The 22,217-nt window shown below is 35.6% G+C and carries 22 protein-coding genes and 2 pseudogenes; 3 read left to right on the top strand and 21 right to left on the bottom strand.

Annotation, left to right across the window (positions count from 1 at the left end):
- Positions 1–7: 7 nt before the first annotated feature.
- The gene (locus MKY00_RS16580) at positions 8–184 is read left to right on the top strand and encodes a DUF1272 domain-containing protein (RefSeq protein WP_001207874.1); all 177 of its coding nucleotides are present in this window, start codon (positions 8–10) and stop codon (positions 182–184) included.
- A gap of 148 nt (positions 185–332) precedes the next feature.
- On the opposite strand, the gene MKY00_RS16585 is transcribed toward MKY00_RS16580, so the two are convergent.
- The 17 genes and pseudogenes from MKY00_RS16585 to MKY00_RS16665 all read right to left on the bottom strand — a co-directional run bounded on the left by MKY00_RS16585 (position 333) and on the right by MKY00_RS16665 (position 18,685).
- Positions 333–1,394, bottom strand: coding sequence for a lactonase family protein (locus tag MKY00_RS16585; RefSeq protein ID WP_029141164.1), 1,062 nt, complete (start codon positions 1,392–1,394; stop codon positions 333–335).
- Positions 1,395–1,520: 126 nt separating this feature from the next.
- Entirely contained in the window at positions 1,521–3,062 is a 1,542-nt protein-coding gene (gene gntK, locus MKY00_RS16590; protein WP_016718102.1) for a gluconokinase, read from the bottom strand.
- A gap of 109 nt (positions 3,063–3,171) precedes the next feature.
- Positions 3,172–4,497, bottom strand: a complete 1,326-nt coding sequence (gene gntP / locus MKY00_RS16595; protein ID WP_016718103.1) for a gluconate permease GntP — start codon at positions 4,495–4,497, stop codon at positions 3,172–3,174.
- A gap of 377 nt (positions 4,498–4,874) precedes the next feature.
- Complete coding sequence (fsa, locus tag MKY00_RS16600) at positions 4,875–5,543, bottom strand: fructose-6-phosphate aldolase (protein WP_016718104.1); 669 nt, start codon at positions 5,541–5,543, stop codon at positions 4,875–4,877.
- Positions 5,544–5,594: 51 nt separating this feature from the next.
- Positions 5,595–6,488, bottom strand: a complete 894-nt coding sequence (gene gnd, locus MKY00_RS16605) for a phosphogluconate dehydrogenase (NAD(+)-dependent, decarboxylating) (RefSeq protein WP_001195921.1) — start codon at positions 6,486–6,488, stop codon at positions 5,595–5,597.
- Positions 6,489–6,600: 112 nt separating this feature from the next.
- Positions 6,601–8,595, bottom strand: coding sequence for a transketolase (gene tkt / locus MKY00_RS16610; RefSeq protein WP_016718105.1), 1,995 nt, complete (start codon positions 8,593–8,595; stop codon positions 6,601–6,603).
- Between the two features lie 39 nt (positions 8,596–8,634).
- A complete protein-coding gene (zwf, locus tag MKY00_RS16615) occupies positions 8,635–10,119 on the bottom strand; it encodes a glucose-6-phosphate dehydrogenase (protein WP_016718106.1) in 1,485 nt (494 codons plus the stop codon).
- 412 nt (positions 10,120–10,531) lie between these two features.
- Positions 10,532–11,041 (bottom strand): heme-degrading domain-containing protein, encoded by a 510-nt coding sequence (locus MKY00_RS16620; protein ID WP_124878316.1) that lies wholly within the window; start codon positions 11,039–11,041, stop codon positions 10,532–10,534.
- A gap of 211 nt (positions 11,042–11,252) precedes the next feature.
- The gene (locus tag MKY00_RS16625) at positions 11,253–11,660 is read right to left on the bottom strand and encodes an STAS/SEC14 domain-containing protein (RefSeq protein WP_116733382.1); all 408 of its coding nucleotides are present in this window, start codon (positions 11,658–11,660) and stop codon (positions 11,253–11,255) included.
- A gap of 121 nt (positions 11,661–11,781) precedes the next feature.
- Positions 11,782–13,101 carry an aromatic amino acid transport family protein gene (locus tag MKY00_RS16630; protein WP_001014187.1) on the bottom strand — a complete coding sequence of 440 codons (1,320 nt, stop codon included), beginning with the start codon at positions 13,099–13,101 and terminating at the stop codon, positions 11,782–11,784.
- A 1,012-nt stretch (positions 13,102–14,113) separates the two neighbouring features.
- Positions 14,114–14,781, bottom strand: a pseudogene (locus MKY00_RS16635) (DUF3888 domain-containing protein).
- A gap of 94 nt (positions 14,782–14,875) precedes the next feature.
- A complete protein-coding gene (locus tag MKY00_RS16640) occupies positions 14,876–15,211 on the bottom strand; it encodes an IDEAL domain-containing protein (RefSeq protein WP_000950600.1) in 336 nt (111 codons plus the stop codon).
- Between the two features lie 127 nt (positions 15,212–15,338).
- Positions 15,339–15,752, bottom strand: a complete 414-nt coding sequence (saiR, locus tag MKY00_RS16645; protein WP_000093222.1) for an Rrf2-family transcriptional regulator SaiR — start codon at positions 15,750–15,752, stop codon at positions 15,339–15,341.
- A gap of 163 nt (positions 15,753–15,915) precedes the next feature.
- Complete coding sequence (locus tag MKY00_RS16650; protein WP_000573534.1) at positions 15,916–16,050, bottom strand: BA3454 family stress response protein; 135 nt, start codon at positions 16,048–16,050, stop codon at positions 15,916–15,918.
- Between the two features lie 47 nt (positions 16,051–16,097).
- On the bottom strand, positions 16,098–16,493 hold the full coding sequence (spxA, locus tag MKY00_RS16655) for a transcriptional regulator SpxA (protein WP_000261188.1): 396 nt from the start codon (positions 16,491–16,493) through the stop codon (positions 16,098–16,100).
- Positions 16,494–16,853: 360 nt separating this feature from the next.
- A complete protein-coding gene (locus tag MKY00_RS16660) occupies positions 16,854–17,591 on the bottom strand; it encodes a GntR family transcriptional regulator (protein WP_016718109.1) in 738 nt (245 codons plus the stop codon).
- Between the two features lie 32 nt (positions 17,592–17,623).
- Positions 17,624–18,685 carry an oxidoreductase gene (locus tag MKY00_RS16665; protein ID WP_016718110.1) on the bottom strand — a complete coding sequence of 354 codons (1,062 nt, stop codon included), beginning with the start codon at positions 18,683–18,685 and terminating at the stop codon, positions 17,624–17,626.
- Between the two features lie 133 nt (positions 18,686–18,818).
- On the opposite strand from MKY00_RS16665, the gene MKY00_RS16670 reads away from it, so the two are divergent.
- Positions 18,819–19,235: an SRPBCC family protein gene (locus MKY00_RS16670; protein ID WP_016718111.1), complete on the top strand. Its 417-nt coding sequence runs from the start codon at positions 18,819–18,821 to the stop codon at positions 19,233–19,235.
- 45 nt (positions 19,236–19,280) lie between these two features.
- Here the strand turns inward: MKY00_RS16670 and MKY00_RS16675 are convergent, their stop codons facing one another.
- From MKY00_RS16675 to MKY00_RS16685, 3 genes and pseudogenes are all read right to left on the bottom strand, one after another.
- Positions 19,281–19,847: an SGNH/GDSL hydrolase family protein gene (locus MKY00_RS16675; RefSeq protein ID WP_016718112.1), complete on the bottom strand. Its 567-nt coding sequence runs from the start codon at positions 19,845–19,847 to the stop codon at positions 19,281–19,283.
- A gap of 17 nt (positions 19,848–19,864) precedes the next feature.
- Positions 19,865–20,689 (bottom strand): MBL fold metallo-hydrolase, encoded by an 825-nt coding sequence (locus tag MKY00_RS16680; RefSeq protein ID WP_029141165.1) that lies wholly within the window; start codon positions 20,687–20,689, stop codon positions 19,865–19,867.
- A gap of 84 nt (positions 20,690–20,773) precedes the next feature.
- Positions 20,774–20,938, bottom strand: a pseudogene (locus MKY00_RS16685) (aminoglycoside phosphotransferase family protein); the annotation flags it as partial.
- Between the two features lie 129 nt (positions 20,939–21,067).
- Here MKY00_RS16685 and MKY00_RS16690 point away from each other — a divergent pair.
- Entirely contained in the window at positions 21,068–21,277 is a 210-nt protein-coding gene (locus MKY00_RS16690; protein ID WP_000801653.1) for a hypothetical protein, read from the top strand.
- Between the two features lie 32 nt (positions 21,278–21,309).
- On the opposite strand, the gene MKY00_RS16695 is transcribed toward MKY00_RS16690, so the two are convergent.
- Positions 21,310–22,209 (bottom strand): PhzF family phenazine biosynthesis isomerase, encoded by a 900-nt coding sequence (locus MKY00_RS16695; protein ID WP_016718115.1) that lies wholly within the window; start codon positions 22,207–22,209, stop codon positions 21,310–21,312.
- Between the last annotated feature and the right edge of the window lie 8 nt (positions 22,210–22,217).

The raw sequence follows: 22,217 nt of genomic DNA on the forward strand, positions 1-22,217 counted from the left end.
ACCTACTATGGCACTACAAATGAAAACAAACTGTCAAATTTGCGATCAATCATTGGAACAAGATTCTGAAGCATACATTTGCGTATATGAATGTACATTTTGCGCACCATGTACAGAAGAAAGACATAACGTTTGCCCAAACTGCGGCGGCGAGTTAGTACGCAGGCCGAAAAAGAAACAATAAAAGCAAAGCGATATCGCTTTGCTTTTTACTGTCTTCTGGGTATATGAAATTATATCAACGATTTTTTCAATATATCGACGTTTCGACAAAGAATATCGACTTACCGACAAATAACGACATCCCAGCATGCATTTAGCTTCAACACAACTTAAACATTCAAAAACTTCACACAAACAGGCTCCGGCACAACAACATCAGATTGTAAAAGAGTTAGCTTCCCTGTCGTTTCATCTCTTGAAAATAGCACAAGATTATGCGACTTTTCATTTGAAGCAACAAGAAACTTTTCAGTAGGATCTAATACAAAGTCTCTTGGCCAATTTCCTTCTGTAGATGTATGTGCAACAAATGTAAGCTTGCCTGAATTTTCATCCACACTGAAAACAGCAATACTATTATGACCACGATTACCTGCATATACAAAACTACCGTCAGAAGAAATATGAATCGCACTTCCTTGATTATTTTCATCAAATGCGGCAGGAAGAGTAGAAATATACTGTACTTCTGTAAAGGATCCTTCTGCCGGATTATATGTTAACACAATAACCTCTGAACTAAGCTCTGTCATCACATATGCATATTTTCCATTCGGATGAAATGTAATATGTCTCGGGCCACTTCCTGGATTTACAGACAAGCTATTCACTTCTTTTAATACACTATCTTTTATTTCATACGTAAGTATTTTATCAATCCCTAAATCAACACCCACCACATATTTTTCATCAGGCGTATATCCTGCGTAATGCGCATGTGGTTTCTCTTGGTTTTCTTTATTCAGACCTGAACCTTTATGCACTATAATAGAGGCCGCAGGATTTACAGATCCATCTTCTTCATTTACTGCGAAAGACTCAATCGTTCCTTTATGATAATTTGCTGTAACTACCGTGTGAGTTCCACTATCAACACTCACATGACAAGGAGAAGCCCCTTCTACTACTTGTCTATTTTTCTCCTTTAGCTCTCCAGTTTTACTATCAATCGAATGAGCAGCTACACCACCAGATTCTCCTTCCTTAACAACGGAATAGAGATATTCATTATTTCGGTTAATCGTTACATATGTAGGGTTATCCAGCTTAGCCGCAAGTGTTACATGACTAATTTTCTTTGCTTCCGTGTCTAAAATAAACTTATATATTCCTTCACTTTTTTCTTTCGTGTAAGTTCCAACATACCCAATAAACTCTTTGTTATCCTTCATTTCCATAACCCTCTCTCCCTAAATTTTTTGTTCATCATACTTCTTACAATATTTTATGTTGAAAGAGTATCCTAAAAAATTGGAGTACCTCTTTATACGTTATCATATTTTCTTGTTAAATAGCTTTTAAACCCACTTTTTTTGGTACGCTGCTATACTTTCATATTCTTCTTCCAATTGACGAGACAGACGAATATAAATTGGTGTTAAATCTTTATACTTTTCCACACTTTCCATGTTTGGTTCATGGTGGAAATTCGCACCTACCATTTCAGATACTACGCATAATGTATCTATTTCACCTAGACTATATAAACCAAGGATTGCAGCTCCTAAGCAAGAGCTTTCGAAACTTTCCGGAACATATACGTCTTGATGAAAAATATCCGCCATCATCTGTCTCCAAAGTTCCGATCTTGCAAAACCACCTGTCGCTTGAATTTTTTTCGGTTCACCAATTAGCTCTTTTAAAGCAAGAAGAACGGTGTATAAATTATAAATTACTCCTTCTAACACGGCACGGATAAGATGTTCTTTCTTATGATGCAATCCAAGTCCAAAGAAAGATCCTCGCGCATTTGCATTCCATAAAGGAGCTCTTTCTCCTGCTAAATACGGGTGAAATAATAAACCGTCGGACCCCGGACTCACTTTTGCTGCTATTTCAGTAAGCACTTCATATGGATCTTTTCCTAAGCGCTTTGCAAGTTCAATCTCTGAAGTGCCCAATTGGTCACGAGCCCATCTGAAAATCATACCACCGTTATTAACTGGACCACCGATTACCCAATGGTCTTCAGTTAACGCATAACAAAAAATTCTACCTTTTGGATCTGTTACAGGACGATTTGTTACAGCACGTATCGCACCGCTTGTACCAATTGTAACAGCCACAACACCAGGATCTATTGCATTTACACCTAAATTGGATAGGACTCCATCACTCGCTCCTACTACAAAAGGCGTAGAAACAAGTACATTCATCTCTTTGGCAAGCTCTTCATCTAATCCTGTTAAACTGTGCGTTGTTGGAACAAGCTTTGAAAGCTTTTTATCTGTAATTCCCGCTACATGTAAAGCCTCTTCATCCCATTTTAAAGATTTTAAATTGAACATTCCTGTCGCTGATGCTATAGAATAATCAATTACATATTCTTTATATAACTTGTAAAAAACATATTCTTTAATAGAAATGAATTTATAACTTTTTGCGAATAACTCTGCCTGCTCATTCTGTAGCCAAACTAATTTCGAAAGTGGTGACATCGGATGAATTGGTGTCCCAGTCCGTAAATAAATTTCATGACCATTCATATCATTCTTTATTTTCTCTGCCCAGCTTGCACTTCTATTATCTGCCCAAGTGATACATCTCGTTAACGGTTTTCCCTTCTCATCTACAGCAATGATACTATGCATTGCCGAACTAAAAGAAACACAAAGAATATCATTTGGCTGTACATTACTCGATTGTACAGTTTCTTTAATTGTATTTATTACTGCATGAAAAATTTCTTCTGGATCTTGTTCTGCTATTTCAGGTGTAGGAGAATATAAAGGATATTCAATTCCATGACTTGCAATAACAGACCCAGCAGTAGAAAATAGAACTGATTTTGTACTAGTTGTCCCAATGTCTACACCAATCATATATTTTGTGCTCACCATTTCTTCCTCCTAACAAAAAATCACTACCGTATCCTACCATAAAAATACATTCCTTTTATCTATTGATAACGTTGTATGTTGCATTTATCTAAATAGAAACATCCCTATTTTAAATAAACATATCGAGTAGTAAAACGCCTCCAAAAGCGATAAATGAAAGTAATGTTTCTAATACCGTCCATGTTTTAAATGTTTCTTTTACTGTTAAACCTAAGTATTCTTTTACCATCCAGAACCCAGCATCGTTTACGTGTGAAAACATTAATGCTCCTGCACCTGTTGCAATGACGAGCAATTCTAAATTCACACCTGTCGCATTTTCGACGATTGGTGAAACGATACCCGCTGCTGTTGTTAAAGCGACTGTCGCTGATCCCGTCGCAATTCGAATTAATCCAGCTACCATAAATGCTAATACAATTGGAGATAGAGCTAAATGCTCAGACATTTGAGCAATAGCATTCCCTACACCACTATCGATAAGAATTTGCTTAAATCCGCCGCCAGCACCAATAATCGCAACAATTGAACCAATTGGTAATAAGCTATCTTCTGTTACCTTCTTAATCGCCTTTTTATCGATACCTTGACGAAATCCAAGAAAATAAAACGCTGCAAAACATGCAATCAATAATGCAATGATAGGACTACCAATTAATGTGACAATCTTCATCAAAGTAGTAGAAAGTGGAACATAAGGAGCTGCTGCAGCTAAAACCATTAACAGAACAGGTAACAATATAACTAAAAATGAAACTCCTATTCCTGGTAATTTCGTTGATTTTGTATTTACACGTATCAATTCTGGCTCATTTTCAGGAATTACACGTTTGTGAATCCATTGAGCGAATATAGGACCTGCAATAATCGCTGCAAAAAATGTAATAATGAGTGAATACAATAGTACCTTCCCAAGGTTCGCTTTATAAATACCAATTGCAACGATTGCCCCTGGATGCGGAGGAACAAGGCCGTGTACGACAGATAACCCAGCAATTGCTGGTAATGCTATCAATAAAATATTTTGTTTCGTTGTTTTATGAATTGAAATTACTAATGGTAGTAATATTAAAATGCCTACTTCAAAAAACACCGGAATTCCAATAATAAAACCTGCAATTAACATCGCCCATGGTAAGTTTTTTATCCCAAAGGATTTAATAAAAAACTCTGCCACTTGCATTCCAGCACCTGACTCTGCCATCATTTTCCCTAATATTGTACCTAATACTAAAATACCTACTAAATGCCCAAGAACACTTCCGACTCCCGTTTCATAAGCACTCACTATTTTATCCATTGGCATTCCAGACATAATTGCTAAAAACAAACTTGCAACCGTCAAACTAATAAACGCATGCCATCTCCACCACGATACCCCTAAAATAACAATTACAATTGATAATAATGTAATCATTAAAAGGTACATATTCATACGCAATTCCACCCCTTTATGTAAACCCTTTCAAAAATGCTATACAATGAAAAGAACCTATATAGTTCTTTCTTGAGTAAAAATTTATAACTCATCTTCACAATATAATAATTTATATAAAAAGAATTTCCCTTACCAGAGATACATGTTACCTACTCTCTCTGATAAGGGGATTTCTCTTTCATAATTGTAATGTTATTGTGATAAACGCTACGCGTAAGCAAATTTTCCTTCTTCAAAAGTGAATGACACTTTCTTCTCTTGCTATTTTCACATAGTAAGACTCCAAACTCGAGATCCAAGTTAAACGATGGAGTTACCTAGGAATCTACCCTCTCATGAAAAGAAATTTTCGGAAAGTCTCCTCACTTCATATATTATAATTTAGGTGCTTTCGCCCAATCCGCAGCAAACTTCTCAATACCTTGATCTGTTAATGGGTGCATAGCAAGTTGTTCAATTACTTTATAAGGAATTGTTGCAATGTGAGCACCTGCCATCGCTACACGAGTTACATGATCTGGATGTCTAACAGAAGCCGCAATAATTTGTGTATCTAATTGGTGAACATCGAATAATTCAGCAATTTTAGCAACTAATAATACGCCATCTTCAGAAATATCATCTAAACGTCCTAAAAATGGAGAAACATACGTTGCACCTGCCCTGGCAGCTAAAAGAGCTTGGTTCACAGTGAAAATAAGGGTAACGTTCGTTTTCACACCTTTTTCAGTAAGATAGCGACAAGCTTCTAATCCCGCTAGCGTCATCGGAAGTTTTATTGTAACTTTTTCATCGCCACCGTTAATTTTAATCAGTTCTTCTGCTTGAGCAATCATTTCTTCAGCTGTCACAGCATCTGGCGTTACTTCTGCCGAAACAGATTCAACTTTCGGCACTGCCTGACAAATTTCTGCAATACGGTCTTCAAACTTAATGCCCTCTTTTGCTACTAAAGAAGGATTCGTTGTAACACCAGCTAAAATTCCAAGTTTATATGCTTTTTTTATGTCCTCAAGATTTGCAGTATCAATAAAAAACTTCATAATCTATTCCCTCCATTTTTTAAACGTTAACGAGTTATAATTTTAAGATGTTTATTTCTTTTCTACTGCATGTCCGCCAAATTCATTGCGCAGAGCTGCTACTACTTTTCCTGTAAATGTATCATTATCTAATGAGCGGTAGCGCATTAATAGAGACATTGCGATAACAGGAGTTGCTGTTTGAAGGTCTAATGCTGTTTCTACTGTCCATTTTCCTTCACCAGAAGAATGCATAACACCCTTAATTTCATCTAATTTTGCATCTTTAGAAAATGCATTTTCTGTTAATTCCATTAACCATGAACGAATGACTGAACCGTTGTTCCATACTCTTGATACTTTTTCATAATCGTAGTCAAATTCACTTTTCTCTAGAATCTCAAATCCTTCACCAATAGCAGCCATCATACCGTATTCAATTCCGTTGTGAACCATTTTTAAGAAGTGACCACTACCAGCTTTTCCAGCATATAAGTATCCATTTTCTACAGCAGTATCACGGAAGATAGGTTCAACGATATCCCAAGCTTCTTGATCTCCTCCGATCATATAACAAGCACCATTACGAGCGCCTTCCATTCCGCCAGAAGTTCCTGCATCCATAAAGTGAATGCCATCTTTCTTTAGTTGCTCATATCGGCGAATGGACTCTTTATAATGTGAATTACCCGCTTCAATTAAAATATCTCCTTTTGATAAAAGTGGTGTAACCTCATCAATAACAGAATCAACAACAGCGTGTGGTACCATAACCCAAAGAACTCTTGGTGATTGTAATGACTGAACAAGTTCATTTAAGCTAGATGTACCTGTAGCCCCGTACTCTTTCATTTCTTCCACTGCACTTGCATTTAAATCAAATGCTACTACTTCATGTTTATGATCCATTAAATTTTTCCCTAAATTTAATCCCATTTTACCTAACCCAATTAATCCTACTTGCATAATATAATTCCTCCTCAAATCATCTTTTATTAAAAATCCACATCACTACAATCTGGAATACCTTTCAGCACTGAAATGTTAGTACGTACAGAAAGGTATTCACAGTCATAGCTTAAGAATTCAACACATTTTTTGTAATTTGAACAACATTTTCTGTCGTAAATCCAAATAGATTCATGACTTCAGCTCCAGTTCCTGAAGCTCCAAATGTTTCAATTGATAGTACTTTTCCTTCTTGTCCTACATAACGCTCCCAGCCGAGAGATACACCCATCTCAAGAGATACTCGTTTCGTTACAGAAGACGGAAGAACGGATTCTTTATATTCGTTCGATTGGCGATCGAATAATTCCCAGCTCGGCATTGCAACGATGCGAACAGAAACTTGATCTTCTTCTAATTTTGCTTTCGCACTAGCAGCTAAGGATACTTCAGAACCTGTCGCAATTAAAATTACATCCGGATTTTCATTCGTTTGTGTTAATACGTAAGCTCCTTTAGAAAGATTCTCTATGTTCGCTTTCGTTTCATGAAACACCGGTAAATTTTGACGGCTCAGTACTAAAACGACTGGACCTTCCGTTTGCTGTAAAGCATACGCCCACGCACTTGCTGTTTCATTTGCATCTGACGGGCGGATAACTGTTAAACCAGGAATTGCCCGAAGAGCTGCCAAATGTTCGATTGGTTCATGCGTTGGACCATCTTCTCCTACAGCAATCGAATCATGTGTAAATACGTACGTAACAGGTAACTTTTGCAATGCAGCCAGTCGAATCGATGGACGAAGATAATCGTTAAATACAAAGAATGTACTTACGAACGGCTTTACTCCTCCATGAAGTGCCAGTCCATTCGCTGCCGCGCCCATTGCATGTTCACGTACACCGAAGTATATATTGCGGCCAGCATACGATTCTACTGCGTACACTGCTTCCCCTTTTATATCTGTCATCGTAGAATGAGAAAGATCCGCACTTCCACCGAAAATAGAAGGAATCGATTTCACATAATGATTAATAGCTTCCCCACTTGCAACACGAGTAGAAATCGTTTTTTCAGTATCAAAGGATAGAATGTCTTTCGCTTCGATTAAAACCTCACCTGTAATCGCTTTTTCTAATTCATCTGCTAGTGCTGGATTCGACTCTCTATATACGTTGAACTGCTCATTCCACTTGTTCTCTTTTTCAATACCTTTTTGCTTCAGTTCATTAAAATGAGCTGTTACTTCTTCAGGTACAAAGAAATCTTCCTCATAATGCCAACCATACGCTTGTTTTGTCGCTGTCGCTTCTTCTACTCCAAGCGGGTTACCGTGTGCTTTGTTCGTTCCAGCAACTTTTGGACTTCCGTAACCTATAATCGTTCTAATCTCTATAAGAGTAGGTTGATCCTTATTGTCTTTCGCTAATTGAATCGCTTTTGTAATCGCATCAACATCGTTTCCATCCTCAACTCTTACATATTGCCAATGTGCAGATTCTACCCTTTTCTGCATATCTTCAGAGAAAGCAATGTTTAATTCTCCGTCAAGTGAAATTTCATTTGAATCATACAGTACAATTAACTTACCAAGTTTCATATGCCCTGCCATTGACATCGCTTCATAAGCGACACCCTCCATTAAGTCACCGTCTCCCACTAAAGCGTACGTATTGTGATCTATAATAGAGTGACCATCCTTATTGAACTTCGCTGCTAAATGAGCTTCTGCCATTGCCATCCCAACAGCATTTGCAATGCCTTGTCCTAACGGGCCTGTAGTCGCTTCAACTCCAGAAGTGTGACCAAACTCAGGATGTCCTGGTGTTTTACTATTTAACTTTCTAAAACTTTTCAAGTCATCAATTGAAACGTCATATCCAGCTAAATGAAGTAGGCTATATAATAAGCTAGATCCATGTCCAGCCGATAAAACGAATCGATCACGGTTAAACCATTTTGGATGATTCGGATTATGATTTAAATGATTCGCCCATAATGCATAAGCCATCGGTGCTGCGCCCATCGGAAGACCTGGATGACCTGAATTTGCCGCATTAATAGCATCAATTGATAACGTACGAAGTGTGTTCACTGCTAATTGATTTATGTTTTGTGTCATAATAATCGTCCCCCTAAATGCTTTCATGAAAGAAAGTACTTATTTTTCCGTTTCTTGATCTAACCACCATTTAAATCCACTTTCTTGCAATAATTCATGAGACGCATCTGGACCATATGAACCAGACTCATATTCATGAAGTGGTAATAAGTTTTCCTCGAATGCTTCAAGAATTGGTTGTACCCATTCCCATGACAATTCAACTTCTCTCCAATGTGCAAAGAATGTAGCGTCTCCACTTACAGCATCATGAATAAGTCTTTCATACGCTTCAGGCACTCCTACATCTGCTTGCTCGCAAGTAAAGTTAATACGCATCGGTTCAATTTCTCCATTTTTCAATGGATTTTTACTATTTAACTGTAACGAAACATTCTCACCTGGGCTAATTTCAATTATTAATAAGTTAGGTTCTGCGTTTGGATTATTATCTTGGTATTGCTGTTTTAGCGTATTTTTAAATTCGATTACAATACGAGTAGACTTTTCTTTCATTCGTTTGCCTGTTCGTATATAGAAGGGAACGTCAGTCCAAAATGGATTATCGATCCATAAACGAGCAGCAACAAATGTGTCTATATTAGAAGAAGGATTTACTCCTGGCTCCTCTTTATATGCTACAACTTGTTCACCTTTTATTTCTCCTGAAGCGTATTGTCCGCGAATGATATGGTTTTGAACGTCTTCTTTTTTCACTTTACGAAGCGTCTCCATTACCTTTCGCTTTTCCTCTCGAATTTCACATGCATTAACCTTTTCCGGCAGATTCATAGCAGTCATCATTAATATTTGTAACATATGATTTTGAACCATATCTCGAATGGCTCCTGCCTGATCATAATATCCTGCTCTTTCTTCAACCCCAACTGTTTCACTCGCTGTAATTTGTACATTCGCTATATGTTCTTTATTCCAAATCGATTGGAGAACAGGATTTGCAAACTCTAGTGCTTCAAGGTTTTGAATCATCGGCTTACCTAAATAATGATCAATACGGTATATCTCATCTTCTTCAAACGTGCGACTAAGCTTATCATTCAACTCACGAGCAGATTGAAGATCGTGCCCAAACGGTTTCTCAATCATCAGGCGTTTCCATCCATCTGTTTTATCAAGTCCGCTTTCCTTAATATTTAAAGCAATCGTCTCGAAAAATTCAGGAGCAACTGAAAGATAGAACATTCTATTACCTTTTATATGTAGTTCTTCTTCCCTTTCACGAACGACTTGTAATAATCTCTCATAGTCTTCCGGCTTACTCACATCTAATGAACAATAGCGAAAATTATCTAAAAAACCTTCCAGTTCCGGAGTACCTTCTTCCCTCTGACGAGAAAACGTCTCTATTGATTCTTTTATTCTTTCTTGAAAATCTTCGTGAGATACTTGACGTCTTCCAAGCCCGATAACGGATATTTGCTTTGGAAGCTTTTGATCTCTATATAAGTTATATAGTGCGGGGTAAATTTTGCGTTTCGCTAAGTCCCCTGTCGCTCCAAATAAAACAAAGGTCATTGATTCCAATTTCAGTCCCCCTCTTGTTGTATAATCCTTGTCAATATTTTAAAAATGAATTGTACAGAAGCCCCTGTTTTTATAAAAAACAAAGAATTCGCAACTTCCAATTCTTTTTATACCTTTCGCTTTCTAATTGTCCCCAATATTAATAGCGGCAATTCAAAGCATTTCCATCACATCTTACTTACCTACTGTCACTTGAATAAAATAACTTAATTATTAAAAGTAATTAGGTTATTTTATATCTATCATATTAACCACATAGATTATCATCGTCAAGTAAAGTGTCTCGAATTAAAGATTTCCCATTCCGTACTATCTTTTCGTACTTGTTTATTTATTAGAATTATCTTCATCACATAAAATGAATAATAAAAAGGCAAAAACGAACAAGAATATGTTCGTTTTTGCCTTTTTATTATTGCTTCAATTGATTTTTAACCGCTCTTATAACCAATTCATGATCTTCTTCTGGTGGTAATCCTGAAACGGTTATCATTCCAATAACCCCTACGTTTTTTATTCTGATAGGAAAGCATCCACCAAATGCAGCGTATTCCGAAGTATCTAAAAGATATTTTTCATTATAGGAGACTCCAGTTATTTCACTTTGTACCTGCATATAATACGAGCTACGATCATGCAGGGAAACGACTCGTTTTTTACGCTCAATCCATTTCGTATTTTCCTCATTTGTCCCCGTCATCTTAAAATGAAATAATTGCACACCATTTTTCGTTATATCAACAGCAATCAATTTTCCCTCTTGCTTCGCTGTTTCAACGATAAATAAACCTAGTTGTAAGGCATCTTCATTTGTAAAAGAGGAAAATTGAAGTGTTTCCTCCTCTTTTAAAATTTGTTTACTTATTTCACTCAAATTTGAATTGCTCATATCTTTATCCCCCTTACTCACTTTATGCCACATGGATATTTTTCAATTTATGTGACTCTATCGTATGACCTTTCAATATTACTAGTACTCTCTTCCTCTTGGTGCTAATAAGAATTATATTTAACGCATTCAAAATGTATGTCCCTTAAAATGCTGCTATACGCACTAAACATTTCGTATAGAGACATCAACAACATTACAAGCTAAAAAAACCAATTGCTTACGCAGCTGGTTCGCTAAAACTTCATATGGGATATTCATTCAACCAAAGGAATGCTTGTCTATAATCATCAAAAAACTTTACGGATTCTTTCGTATTGGATTGTTGTAAATAATTCATGATCTCGCCTTCTTCAAGGAGAAAAGCAATTGCCTTACTGTGATTCAAAATCGTTTCATTAAAAAACTTCTCTTTCCATACTTTTTGAACAGAAAAATGATCTGGTATGTAGCCTTTTCTATCTACCAACAATTTGTATTTCCGTCCCTCGGAAATGAATTGCTGACAAACTTGCTCGAAACCATTAAACCATTCATACACATCATCTGTTTTAATCTTGCCGATAAGACGAGTAACAATTATATCTCCCGAAACCGTTGTGCTAACATTCAGTTTACTCAACCTGAAATCATCTCCCTTAGCTACAATTATGCGGAATTATCTCCTAAAAGCAACAAAATAAAACTGTAACGCATTAAAAAGGACAGACCCTCCAAACGGAGAAGCCTGTCCCAAAATCGTTCTATTTTTCATTCGAACTAATAATCGTGAATTAGAATAATGATTTAATACTTGCTAAAACAGTAAGTACACCTACAATAATAACAAATACGTTACTCATTTTCCCTTTGTATTTAGCTAGTACTGGTACTTTTTGAATCGCATACATCGGTAATAGACATAAGATAGCAGCAACTAATGGACCACTTAAAGAATCAATAAGTCCAAGAATACTTGGATTTGTGTAAGCAACAAACCAGCATGATAATACAACAAAAGTAAGAACGATTGTCTTAATTGTTTTTTCTTCAATTACTTTTCCACGTGATTGACCGAACTTAATAATCATGTCACGCATTACTTCAAATGCTCCGATATAATGGCCAAGGAAAGATTTTGTAATAGCCACAAAAGCAATGATTGGAGCGGCAATCGTAATTACAGGTGAATTAAGTTCATTCGCTAGATATGAAAGGATTGATAAGTTTTGCTCTTTTGCCATTTTTAAATCCTCTGGAGTTAAGCTCAGTGCACTACTCCAAACGAAGAACATAACTACAACGAATGTCATGATGTAACAAACTTTTTGTATTTGTGCACATTTCGCATCAGTAGCTTCGATTCCATACGTAGCTCTCTGTTTCACAACAAATGATGAAATCATAGGTGAATGATTAAATGAGAATACAATGATTGGTAAAATCATTAATATCGTTCCAAAATATCCTGTTCCTGTTGAAGCAGTAGAAACAGCTGAAAAGCTAAGCATTGACGTATTCCACTGTGGAATTAAAGATATTGCGATAAATAGTAGAGAAGCTATGAAAGGATACACTAGCATACTCATGACTTTTACAGTAATATCTTGACCAAAATTCAGTATAGCGATAAGACCAAGAACTAATACAAGTGATAAAATAGCCCTTGGAGGTTCTGGCATGTGCAATTGATGCACGATAAAACTACTTGCAGTGTTTGTAAGCGCAACCGAATACATTAGTACGATTGTATAAATTGAACCGAAATATACGATGTTAAAAATGATACTCGCTTTATTTCCAAAATACTCTCTAATTGTACCTGTGATCCCCTCATCAGCAGAATTAGAAGCGTATATCATTTTAGCAAGTGCCCTATGTGAGTAATACATAACTGGATATGCAAGCAATGTAATTAGTAGTAACGATAATAATCCACCTGAACCTGCATTAATCGGTAAAAAGAGCACCCCTGCTCCAATTGCAGTTCCAAATAGACTGAGTGCCCATGTAGTATCCTGCTTATGCCACTTTTTCGGATCTGCATATTGCTCATTTTTTCGTGCGGTATTTTCAGCTTGAACTTCTATTTTCTTTGCAGTATTCCCGTTCATATAATAACTCCCCCTTTTATCTATTCCTGCGGCTCTCTTTATAGCTAACGAATATTTTTCTTTTTCGGAAAATGAATGCCTTACAAGTTGCCCCACATTGTATGTCCTTCATCAAAATGAATCCAAATTAAAACATTCGCTAGATAGCGTCCTAATATAATTGTTAGCGTTAACAAAAAAGTTTACTCGTACTATCCACTCCTTATATAAAGACCGCTTAAGAGAACAATATAGAATAGATTTCATAAATACGTTGCAACATTTTTAATAACAATGTATTACTTTAATGGTTTCTCTAAATTACTTGTAACAAGTAATTTTAGTTAAACCGGCCTCTCTTCATTTATGAGGCATTTCTTTCTCAATTCTATACATCACTTTCATAGCTTCGGCAGCATTTATGGTATTGATTACACAAGCCACTGAAGCACTTTACATACATTTCGCCTCTAACCACACACCTTTCTTACTTATAATCGCATTTTTTATATTTTCTCCAGAGATAATAAAATTTCTCTCGACGCCCTCATTATAACGTGTATATTTATAAAATTAATATTTTTATATTTTCAGAAATATTTAGCGAGCAAAATTTTATATGGATAATATTTTACAGTTCGTACACAACCCTTGTTCCTAGCGCTTAAAACTGAATGAATTAAAATAAAATACAGTCATACAATACTTATCAAAGTTACTCATTTTAAAGATACTTATATTTTTTTCTGTCAAAAAATTATTTTAATCAAAAAAAGATATTCCGATAAATGATTAACGTAGTTAAAAAGAAATATCTTTTTGAATGTACAAACAAATTTTCAGGATATATATTATCACTATTGCATTCATATACATTTTTAGGAAAAATACTTTTTTAATTCATAGCAATAAGAGGACCGCTAACATTTTACAAAAACTACGCTACACGAAAAAATAAAATGAGCTGCCCCTATCAGGCAGCTCATTGACATAATTATCGTTATGAGGAGTGGGCAAACAAATCAATGCACCGTCATCTTAATTCGAGTTTTTTTAATCCTTCTTCAGAAATATCTCTATGTTTGTAATGAATCGTTTTTACATCATTTCCTTTTATACGAAAAGTAATTGTGTCCTCTCCATAAGGAGGATTGTGTGCACCCTCAAAGGTTTGAATTTGAACAGTTACATAGAAAATAGAGTTTACTTCATATTTTTTATTTCAAGTATTTTTTCAGAACCTCGATACCAAAGTTTTGGTTCCTTATAATAGTTTTCAACTTCTTTACTTATCGGCTCTAATAAGAGATTAATGACCACTTCTTTTAAAAACTGTTTTGGTACGGGTATTCTGTTAATTTCCTTCCTTTTCACATCTATAATTTTCCAAAAACCGCCACTCTTTTCAACAGTATAAAGAACATTCGTACCGTCTGCTTTCCAAAGATGAAAATAACCTTTATTTCCCTTAATATATAATCTTGGTTCATCAATCCACTCACCTTCTGTTTGGACTATCCCTAGAAACAGTTGAGTAAGTGGCGTTATTTTATAACCTAATTGATTAAAATCACCAAACGAATAAATTTCATAACCGGTTAAATCTATGTCAAAGCCTTTATTTTTTACAATTGCTTGAGTGGGAATACAGGGTAATAAAAAACTCAGAAAACATATGATGCTAATTATTTTTATTTTCATACAACCAATCACCTCTTTTATTAAAATGCAACAAAAGAGATGATATTATTGATTATTGCACAATTCAACCTATTAAAAGCAAATCATATAATCTCTAAAACCTCTCGTTAACTAGCTCTTTTATCGAGTTTAATTTTGAAGAAAGCTCGATAAACCATTCTTCGTCTCCTGTTAATAATGCAAGGTCTATAAGATAAAGGATTTGCTCCTTATTGATTACCTTTGATTCAGGGAGTTTGTTAACATGTTTACTAAAGAGTAAAATCGCTTCGTTTTTTGTGTACTTGTCGTCGCGTTTCACAATGCTAACTGTAACTACATCTTCCACTTCATCAAGTGATACAATGTAACCAACTATAAATTCGCCCTCATTTGATATTCCACGAACCCAATCTCCCACTTTTAAAACATGATTATTATTTGACAACATACTTTTTCACCTTCTTGTCAATATTTTTTGTAACGATAAACAAGGAATAAAAACGAAATCAAACTGTAATATTTTCCATTACATTTAAATAGTAAGAACTTACGGCTCTATATAACAAGTAAGCCGCTTAACGTTCTTGATTGATAAGATCAACAACTTCTTTCATTGTATAGTTCTTTAAGTATTCACCTAGATGTTCTTCCGCACCTAAGAAAATAGCGAAAAGAACTTTTCGCATGTTTGAACCTACAATACACTGATTATTTGACTCAGGACACTTAGGCTGCAACGCACCTTCAGAGGTTATCTGATATATATGCCAAAGGTTAACTTCACTTAAATCTCGAGCAAAAATAAAACCGCCACCAGTCCCCTCTTTCGATTGTATAAACTTATGTTTTTTTAACAAACTTAGCACTTTGCGAATGCGTACTGGGTGAACACCTGCACTTTCTGAAATAGCGTTACTTGTTGACATCCGGTCTGGCTGTAAAGCTAAATAAGTTAAACTGTGTATGGCCAAGGTAAAGTCGCTGCTCATTATTTTCCTCCTACGATCCAAAAAAATTATTTCTCCTATATTCACATACTGTAGCTATAAACATTACAGATAGATTAGCCAAACATTAAAACATATAAGACCCACTCTTAGCATAAAGAAATAGATTCCATAACTTCATTTAGCTTTTTAAGTTACAATACATTTAAAGACTCCATTGTTTCTTCACTTGTTCTTCTGCCAACTGTTTAATTTTTTTCCACACTGTATCTTTGCTTACAATAACATTTGTTTGATAATTTCTATCGTTATAATTAACTGTAACACATACTTCAATCATCTTCTGCTTCCTCCTTTCAAAAAACTTTTCTTAAAAAATATTACTTGTTAATTAGCCAACTTTTGCAGTTCAATATTTAAAAATGTTCGGACGCTACGTGGTAAAAATTTGCGAATTTCTTCTTCGTTAAAACCAATCTGTAATCTTTTCTCATCCAGCATAATTGGACGACGCAACATTAGCGGATGCTCAATGATTAATGTATAAAATTCATTTAGCGAGAGCTCATCTATATTTATATTTAAGTCTTGAAAAGTTTTGGATCTAGTTGAAATAATTTCAGTAGCTCCCTCTTCCGTTAAACGAAGAATGGATTTAAGTTCATCCACTGTCATAGAGTTGGATACGATATTTTTTTCAGTATAATCAATTTGATTCTCCTCCAGCCATGCTTTTGCTTTTCGGCATGAACTACAGCTTGCTGTTGTATATAAAACCACCATATTTCACTCACTCCTTTAATTTTTTTATGAAATGCACATTTTAAATATCGGTTACTGAAATGTATTAAAAAAAATTACAGTTTAGAATCAAATTCACGTAATGTTAGTTATTCAGCAATGTTTCATTTATCTCTATTATTCATTTCTTTTAAAATGCTTCTTCTATACATTTGTTGAAACTACATTTTACAGACGATGACAACTCACTTCTAAAAAGCTTACTGTAATTTTAAACCTTACAGTTCAATTAATCAAATGTTAAGTCTTGGAGTAATTAATCATTTTTTTATGTGAATTTCCCCCATAGCGTTATTGAAGACACAAAAATAGGTTGAGGCAATACGTGCCCCAACCTATTTTTTATACCTCTTTATAACTTTTTGCAGTAATAACTGTTTCAAATTCAAAGGTTTCTGGCAGGTGATCAGCATAAGAGTATTCAAAAGTTCGTCCATCCGTTAAATAGGCCACCTGCTCCACTCTCATTAGAAAATCTTGATTTGTTAAGTTCATAAACTGCTTTTCCCTATCATCTGGGCGAATTCCTTTGACCCTAACAACGGATGTTCCCACTTTAAGACCTAGTTTATTTTGAATGTATGAGTAGATCGACTCCTCTAAAACCGAAGCTTCAACACCTGGAATGACCGAAATAGGCATCCATGTATGCTCCATAATCGTTGGGATACTGTGAATGATACGAAGGCGAATGATTTTATATACGAAATCCCCTACTGAAATGCCCAATTTTTCAGCAATGATTTCCTCAGCTCCGACAATCGTAAACTCGATAATTTTACTTTCTACCTCGCTGCCATAAACAGCTTTCGTACCTGTTAAAGTTTGAATCATTCGTGCCTTTTCCTGTTGACGCCAATCTTGAACGACTGTTCCACTTCCGCGCCGACGGATGATGTATCCGTCTCTCACTAACAGATCCAGCGCTTTTTTTATTGTCAGGACTGAAACGCCAAATTCTTCAGCAAGTATAGGACTACTTGGAATTTTTTCGTTGATTTTATATTCGCCATCTAAAATTTTCTGTTTCATTTTTTGATAAATGCCGAGGTATTTTACTTGTGTTGATCCGCTTGCCATTTCCATACCTCCTTTATGCTGTATTCCCTCTTCTATTCATTCAAATGTAAAGCCTCCAGTTTGTAAACTGAAGGTGATGGCGCAGCGAATCCATTTTCTAAAATTTCAATATTCGTTATTGCTTCTTCGTCTTTCACAAGCTTTGGTGCACCATTTACAATTGTTTCATACGCTGCATCATAGAAACGACCGTAATCACCAAGCGGCGTTTTAATTTGTTTTTCAATCCAATCACCGTTTGCATTGCGATATTTAGCAACCCCATAGTACATCGGCGAATCTTCACCAAATCCTGCACTCTCAGGCATAATACCCGCTTTCAGATCATTTTCCTGCTGGTCTTCACCATATTTAATAAACGATCCATTTGTCCCATGAACGATAAAACGCGGATAATCCTTCGCTACAACATGGTTCGTTTTTAGTTTAATTTTCAGCTTATTTCCATAATGTAGACTAACATCAAAATAGTTATCAACCGCACCTTCCACTTCATTATTACGAATATCGTATGTCACCGTATCTGGACGGCCAAACAGTGCAATCATACGGTCCATCGTATGAATACCTAAACTATAAAATGCGCCTTCTTCTTTTGGAGCTTCATGAATGATTGAACCAGGACGGAAATAATCAATATGTGATTCAATCTCGACAATATCACCAAGGAATCCTTGTTCCACAACTTGCTTCACTGCTAAAAAATCACCATCAAAACGACGGTTTTGGTAAGGCATAACTACTACACCTTTCTCTCGTCCTAAAGCTAACAATTCTTTCGCATGTTCTACTGTATCGCAAAATGGTTTTTCAACGATAACTGACTTTCCCGCAAGTATAACTTTTTTCGCCAATTCATAATGCGTATGTGCTGGCGTACAGACTGTCACTACTTGGATTTCTTTATCATTCAACAATTCATCCAAATCAGTAGTAAAGCTAGCACCTTTTTCCTCATATGGAGCTACTAATTCTTCATTTATTTGACGTACAAAAATCGTTTTTATTTTTATATTATTACGTGTGTTTACATAAGGTAAGTGATAGCGGTTAGCTGACTTTCCAAATCCAATAAAGCCCATTGTTAATGTCATGTTCTTCAACTTCCTTGCTCATAAATTTTCGTTTCTATATTTATTATATAGTTTAGTTATAAAAAGTATATAGTTTTGATTTATAAATTATATATTAAATAAAAAATTCAGGTTAAAAAGGAGCATAACAAATATGGCACACACTACTACATCTATGGAAATTTTCGGTTCACCTGAACAAGTATGGCAATTAATTGGAGGATTCAACTCCCTTCCAGACTGGTTACCTTATATACCTAGCAGTAAATTAACTGAAGGCGGTCGTGTACGTCACCTAGCTAATCCAGATGGTGATACGATTATAGAACGTTTAGAAGTATTCAATGATAAGGAACGGTACTACACGTATTCAATCATGAATTCACCATTCCCAGTCATTAATTATGAGTCCACAATCCGGGTTAAAGAAGGTGCTGAAAGTAAAACATCATTAGTAGAGTGGTTTGGTACGTTCACTCCTGTTGAGGTTAGTGATGAAGAGGCAATAAATCTGTTTCATGGTATTTACAGTGATGGACTGAAAGCATTGCAGCAAGCATTTTTAGATTGAACTACTAAAAAACAACGAAAAGCAAAGCGATATCGCTTTGCTTTTTTATAAAATCCCTTTTAACTTTTCACCAATTAACTTCGCTACATACTCATAGCCTTCTATCCCAAAGTGCAAACCATCTTTTTCATCATTTTCTACAAACCTTTTATAATCACGTTCTTGAATCATTTCAGCATACAAATTTAGAAAGTGACTTCCCGTTTCTTTCGCCACTTTCTCTACCACATCTGCATACTGACCGAGCACTTTATTTGTTCTATTGTGCTGTCTTTCCTCATCAACTGGCGCGGGACTGATAAGCAGTACTTTATCTGACGAAATCCGCTTCACAATCTTCTCTAAGTTTTCTTTATATACTTGTAATGATCCTTGTGAAAAAGAAACTGCATCATTCGTGCCAAGAAAAACTGTTACGAAATCTGGTTTATGTGATAATACATCTTCTTCAATTCTATGTAACGCATCGAACGTATTATCACCCGGAACCCCCGCATTTACCACCTTCCAATTCGGAAACATCTCTTGCAAACGCGGTGTTAACCTCGGCGTTCCATCAAAAAACGTTTCATCAGCTGTAATACTATCACCGAAGCATACTAACGTATTCATAAAGTCTAACTCTCCTTTTATGTATGAAATAATTTTCCTTCTACCGCCTTCATATATCTTTCAGCAGAACGTTCCACTGCCTCATTTGCATTTTCTTTTACTACACGATGAAAAGCGTTGTATAAACGATTAAATTGTAACGGCTTTACTCGATTCACCATTTCTTCCACTTTTCTCGCTGGTAATGGAATTAAGTTTGGATAGCTGTACATAAAGCTTACCCATCGCTCATCTGCTACAACTTGAATAATATCGCCTGTTAACAAAATTCCTTTTCCGTCATTACCTTCTTCCCAATGTAAGACAGATCCTCCTTTAAAATGACCACCTAAACGATGAATGACCAATCCATCCGCTAATTGTAAAGACTCACCAGACCAATAAATAATACGACTACTCGGGCGCATCACCCACTCTTTATCATCTTCATGTATGTAAATTGGTACATCAAATGTCTCTGCCCATTCTACTTGCGTTGAATAATAATGAGGATGAGACAATGCAATCGCATCTAATCCGCCAAGCTCTTTTATTTTCGTAATTGTCATTTCATCTAAATAAGTAATGCAGTCCCACAGCAAACGATATGACTCTGTTTTCACTACATATGCCGTTTGACCGATCGCAAACCCTGGTTTTGTCGTAATACTATAAAGCTCGTTTTCCTCTTCGATTATTTCATTTTTATATGTATCACTTGTTTGTAAGCTTTCTAGCGTCGTCCAAGACTGTCCTTTCGGATTCACATATTGCCTTTCTTCATCACAAATATGACAACTCACCGGTTCTTCTACACTCGCTGCATACTGCACACCACACGTTGTACAAACATAATTTTTCATGATCATTTCCCCTATCCCTATATTTTTATTAAGCTGATTTTTTATTTTCAATTAATAAAATGATAATGGAATTACAGTAAATCCTTTTTCTTTTCTGAAACACACTGTACTTGTCGTTCCTCCGTTCAACACTTTTATGCTATTTAGATCATGTGAAATCACTTTCTCCTTAACTAGTTGTGCAGCGATTACTGAAATGTCCATTCCCTCACCCTTTAATACCGAAGATTCCATCAATTTAAAAGACAACTTTACTATTATTTGACAAACACAAAGGAATTCCTTCTAAAAATCTTAATATAACAAAAAACATTTACTTTTATATTTCAAAAATAAGGAAATACTAACAAAAACGTTACATACCTATAGGAGGACAATATGAAACCTGAATTTTTAAAAGCTGTACATGATGCCATTGGAAATGTCGAACACATTCATATAGAAGAAAGCGGTGCTGACAGCTTACTTATCCATCATGATGATGCACAGCAGTTACAACAAGTCGCTAAAACGTTAGAAAACAACAATTTCCGCTCTGCTTTAAGAACAACTGGCGATGCTTCGTATATTGAAGTATTGAACAGATAATGAAAGTCCGGATGTATGCCGGGCTTTCTTTTTTATATTGAAACTTCAAATTCTTTCACATACACCGCTATTCCAGCAATATCAATTTGTAAATTCGCATTCCCTTCATCTTTCGTTACATATACCGTTACACGACCATCTTTATGTATTTCCTGTCCTTGTTCAACAATTAACTCCATTTCATGGTCAAAATCTTTTTCCAAATACATCGCATAATACGCCCCCATTACACCTGAAGCTGTTCCTGTCACTGGATCTTCTATCGTTCCAGCATAAGCCGATGAGAAATGACGTCCATGCATTTGTGCCTGTTCATCATAAGTTTCTAGACAAATTGGGTGAATAGAAGCATTAGGTATTTCTTTTAATACTGATGGAAATGCAGCATTATTAGGGTTCATTCTCTCACACGCATCTAGATTTTTAATCGGTACAATTACAGTCCAATTACCAGTACTTCCATATACAATCGGTAAACTTACATCTAAATCATTTACTTCTAAACCGATACTATGAGCTAATTCTTCTTTTGAACCTGTAAATTCTTTAAACTGAGGTGCTGCCTGCCTCATTTTAATAAAGGTTTCTCCATTTTCATTTACACCTATTTGTATCGGTAAAATCCCAGCCTTCGTTTCAATCGTAAGGTTACTTTTCTCTTCTAATAAACCTTTTTCGCGCAAGGCATATAGCGTCCCTACTGTCCCATGACCACATAAATCCATTTCAAAACCAGGTGTAAAGTAGCGCATTCTTATATCTCCTACTTCTGAGGAAAGAACAAAAGTTGTTTCATTATATCCAACTTTTTCAGCAATAATTTGCATTTCCTCTTCCGTTAATCCATCTGCCTCTAATACAATACCTGCTGGATTCCCCATATTCGGTTTATTCGTAAATGCGTCATAATGAAATACATTTATAGTCTTCATTTTCTTTT

This window comes from Bacillus sp. FSL R9-9834, from assembly GCF_038006905.1.
GTDB classification, from domain to species: Bacteria; Bacillota; Bacilli; order Bacillales; family Bacillaceae_G; genus Bacillus_A; species Bacillus_A pacificus.

Bases quoted from the DNA above. Each gene is read 5' to 3' on its own strand.
- MKY00_RS16580 (WP_001207874.1), top strand. From the start codon at position 8: ATGGCACTACAAATGAAAACAAACTGTCAAATTTGCGATCAATCATTG.
- MKY00_RS16585 (WP_029141164.1), bottom strand. From the start codon at position 1,394: ATGAAGGATAACAAAGAGTTTATTGGGTATGTTGGAACTTACACGAAA.
- gntK (WP_016718102.1), bottom strand. From the start codon at position 3,062: ATGGTGAGCACAAAATATATGATTGGTGTAGACATTGGGACAACTAGT.
- gntP (WP_016718103.1), bottom strand. From the start codon at position 4,497: ATGAATATGTACCTTTTAATGATTACATTATTATCAATTGTAATTGTT.
- fsa (WP_016718104.1), bottom strand. From the start codon at position 5,543: ATGAAGTTTTTTATTGATACTGCAAATCTTGAGGACATAAAAAAAGCA.
- gnd (WP_001195921.1), bottom strand. From the start codon at position 6,488: ATGCAAGTAGGATTAATTGGGTTAGGTAAAATGGGATTAAATTTAGGG.
- tkt (WP_016718105.1), bottom strand. From the start codon at position 8,595: ATGACACAAAACATAAATCAATTAGCAGTGAACACACTTCGTACGTTA.
- MKY00_RS16620 (WP_124878316.1), bottom strand. From the start codon at position 11,041: ATGTGGCATAAAGTGAGTAAGGGGGATAAAGATATGAGCAATTCAAAT.
- MKY00_RS16630 (WP_001014187.1), bottom strand. From the start codon at position 13,101: ATGAACGGGAATACTGCAAAGAAAATAGAAGTTCAAGCTGAAAATACC.
- MKY00_RS16640 (WP_000950600.1), bottom strand. From the start codon at position 15,211: ATGTTGTCAAATAATAATCATGTTTTAAAAGTGGGAGATTGGGTTCGT.
- saiR (WP_000093222.1), bottom strand. From the start codon at position 15,752: ATGAGCAGCGACTTTACCTTGGCCATACACAGTTTAACTTATTTAGCT.
- MKY00_RS16650 (WP_000573534.1), bottom strand. From the start codon at position 16,050: ATGATTGAAGTATGTGTTACAGTTAATTATAACGATAGAAATTATCAA.
- spxA (WP_000261188.1), bottom strand. From the start codon at position 16,493: ATGGTGGTTTTATATACAACAGCAAGCTGTAGTTCATGCCGAAAAGCA.
- MKY00_RS16660 (WP_016718109.1), bottom strand. From the start codon at position 17,591: ATGGCAAGCGGATCAACACAAGTAAAATACCTCGGCATTTATCAAAAA.
- MKY00_RS16665 (WP_016718110.1), bottom strand. From the start codon at position 18,685: ATGACATTAACAATGGGCTTTATTGGATTTGGAAAGTCAGCTAACCGC.
- MKY00_RS16670 (WP_016718111.1), top strand. From the start codon at position 18,819: ATGGCACACACTACTACATCTATGGAAATTTTCGGTTCACCTGAACAA.
- MKY00_RS16675 (WP_016718112.1), bottom strand. From the start codon at position 19,847: ATGAATACGTTAGTATGCTTCGGTGATAGTATTACAGCTGATGAAACG.
- MKY00_RS16680 (WP_029141165.1), bottom strand. From the start codon at position 20,689: ATGAAAAATTATGTTTGTACAACGTGTGGTGTGCAGTATGCAGCGAGT.
- MKY00_RS16690 (WP_000801653.1), top strand. From the start codon at position 21,068: ATGAAACCTGAATTTTTAAAAGCTGTACATGATGCCATTGGAAATGTC.
- MKY00_RS16695 (WP_016718115.1), bottom strand. From the start codon at position 22,209: ATGAAGACTATAAATGTATTTCATTATGACGCATTTACGAATAAACCG.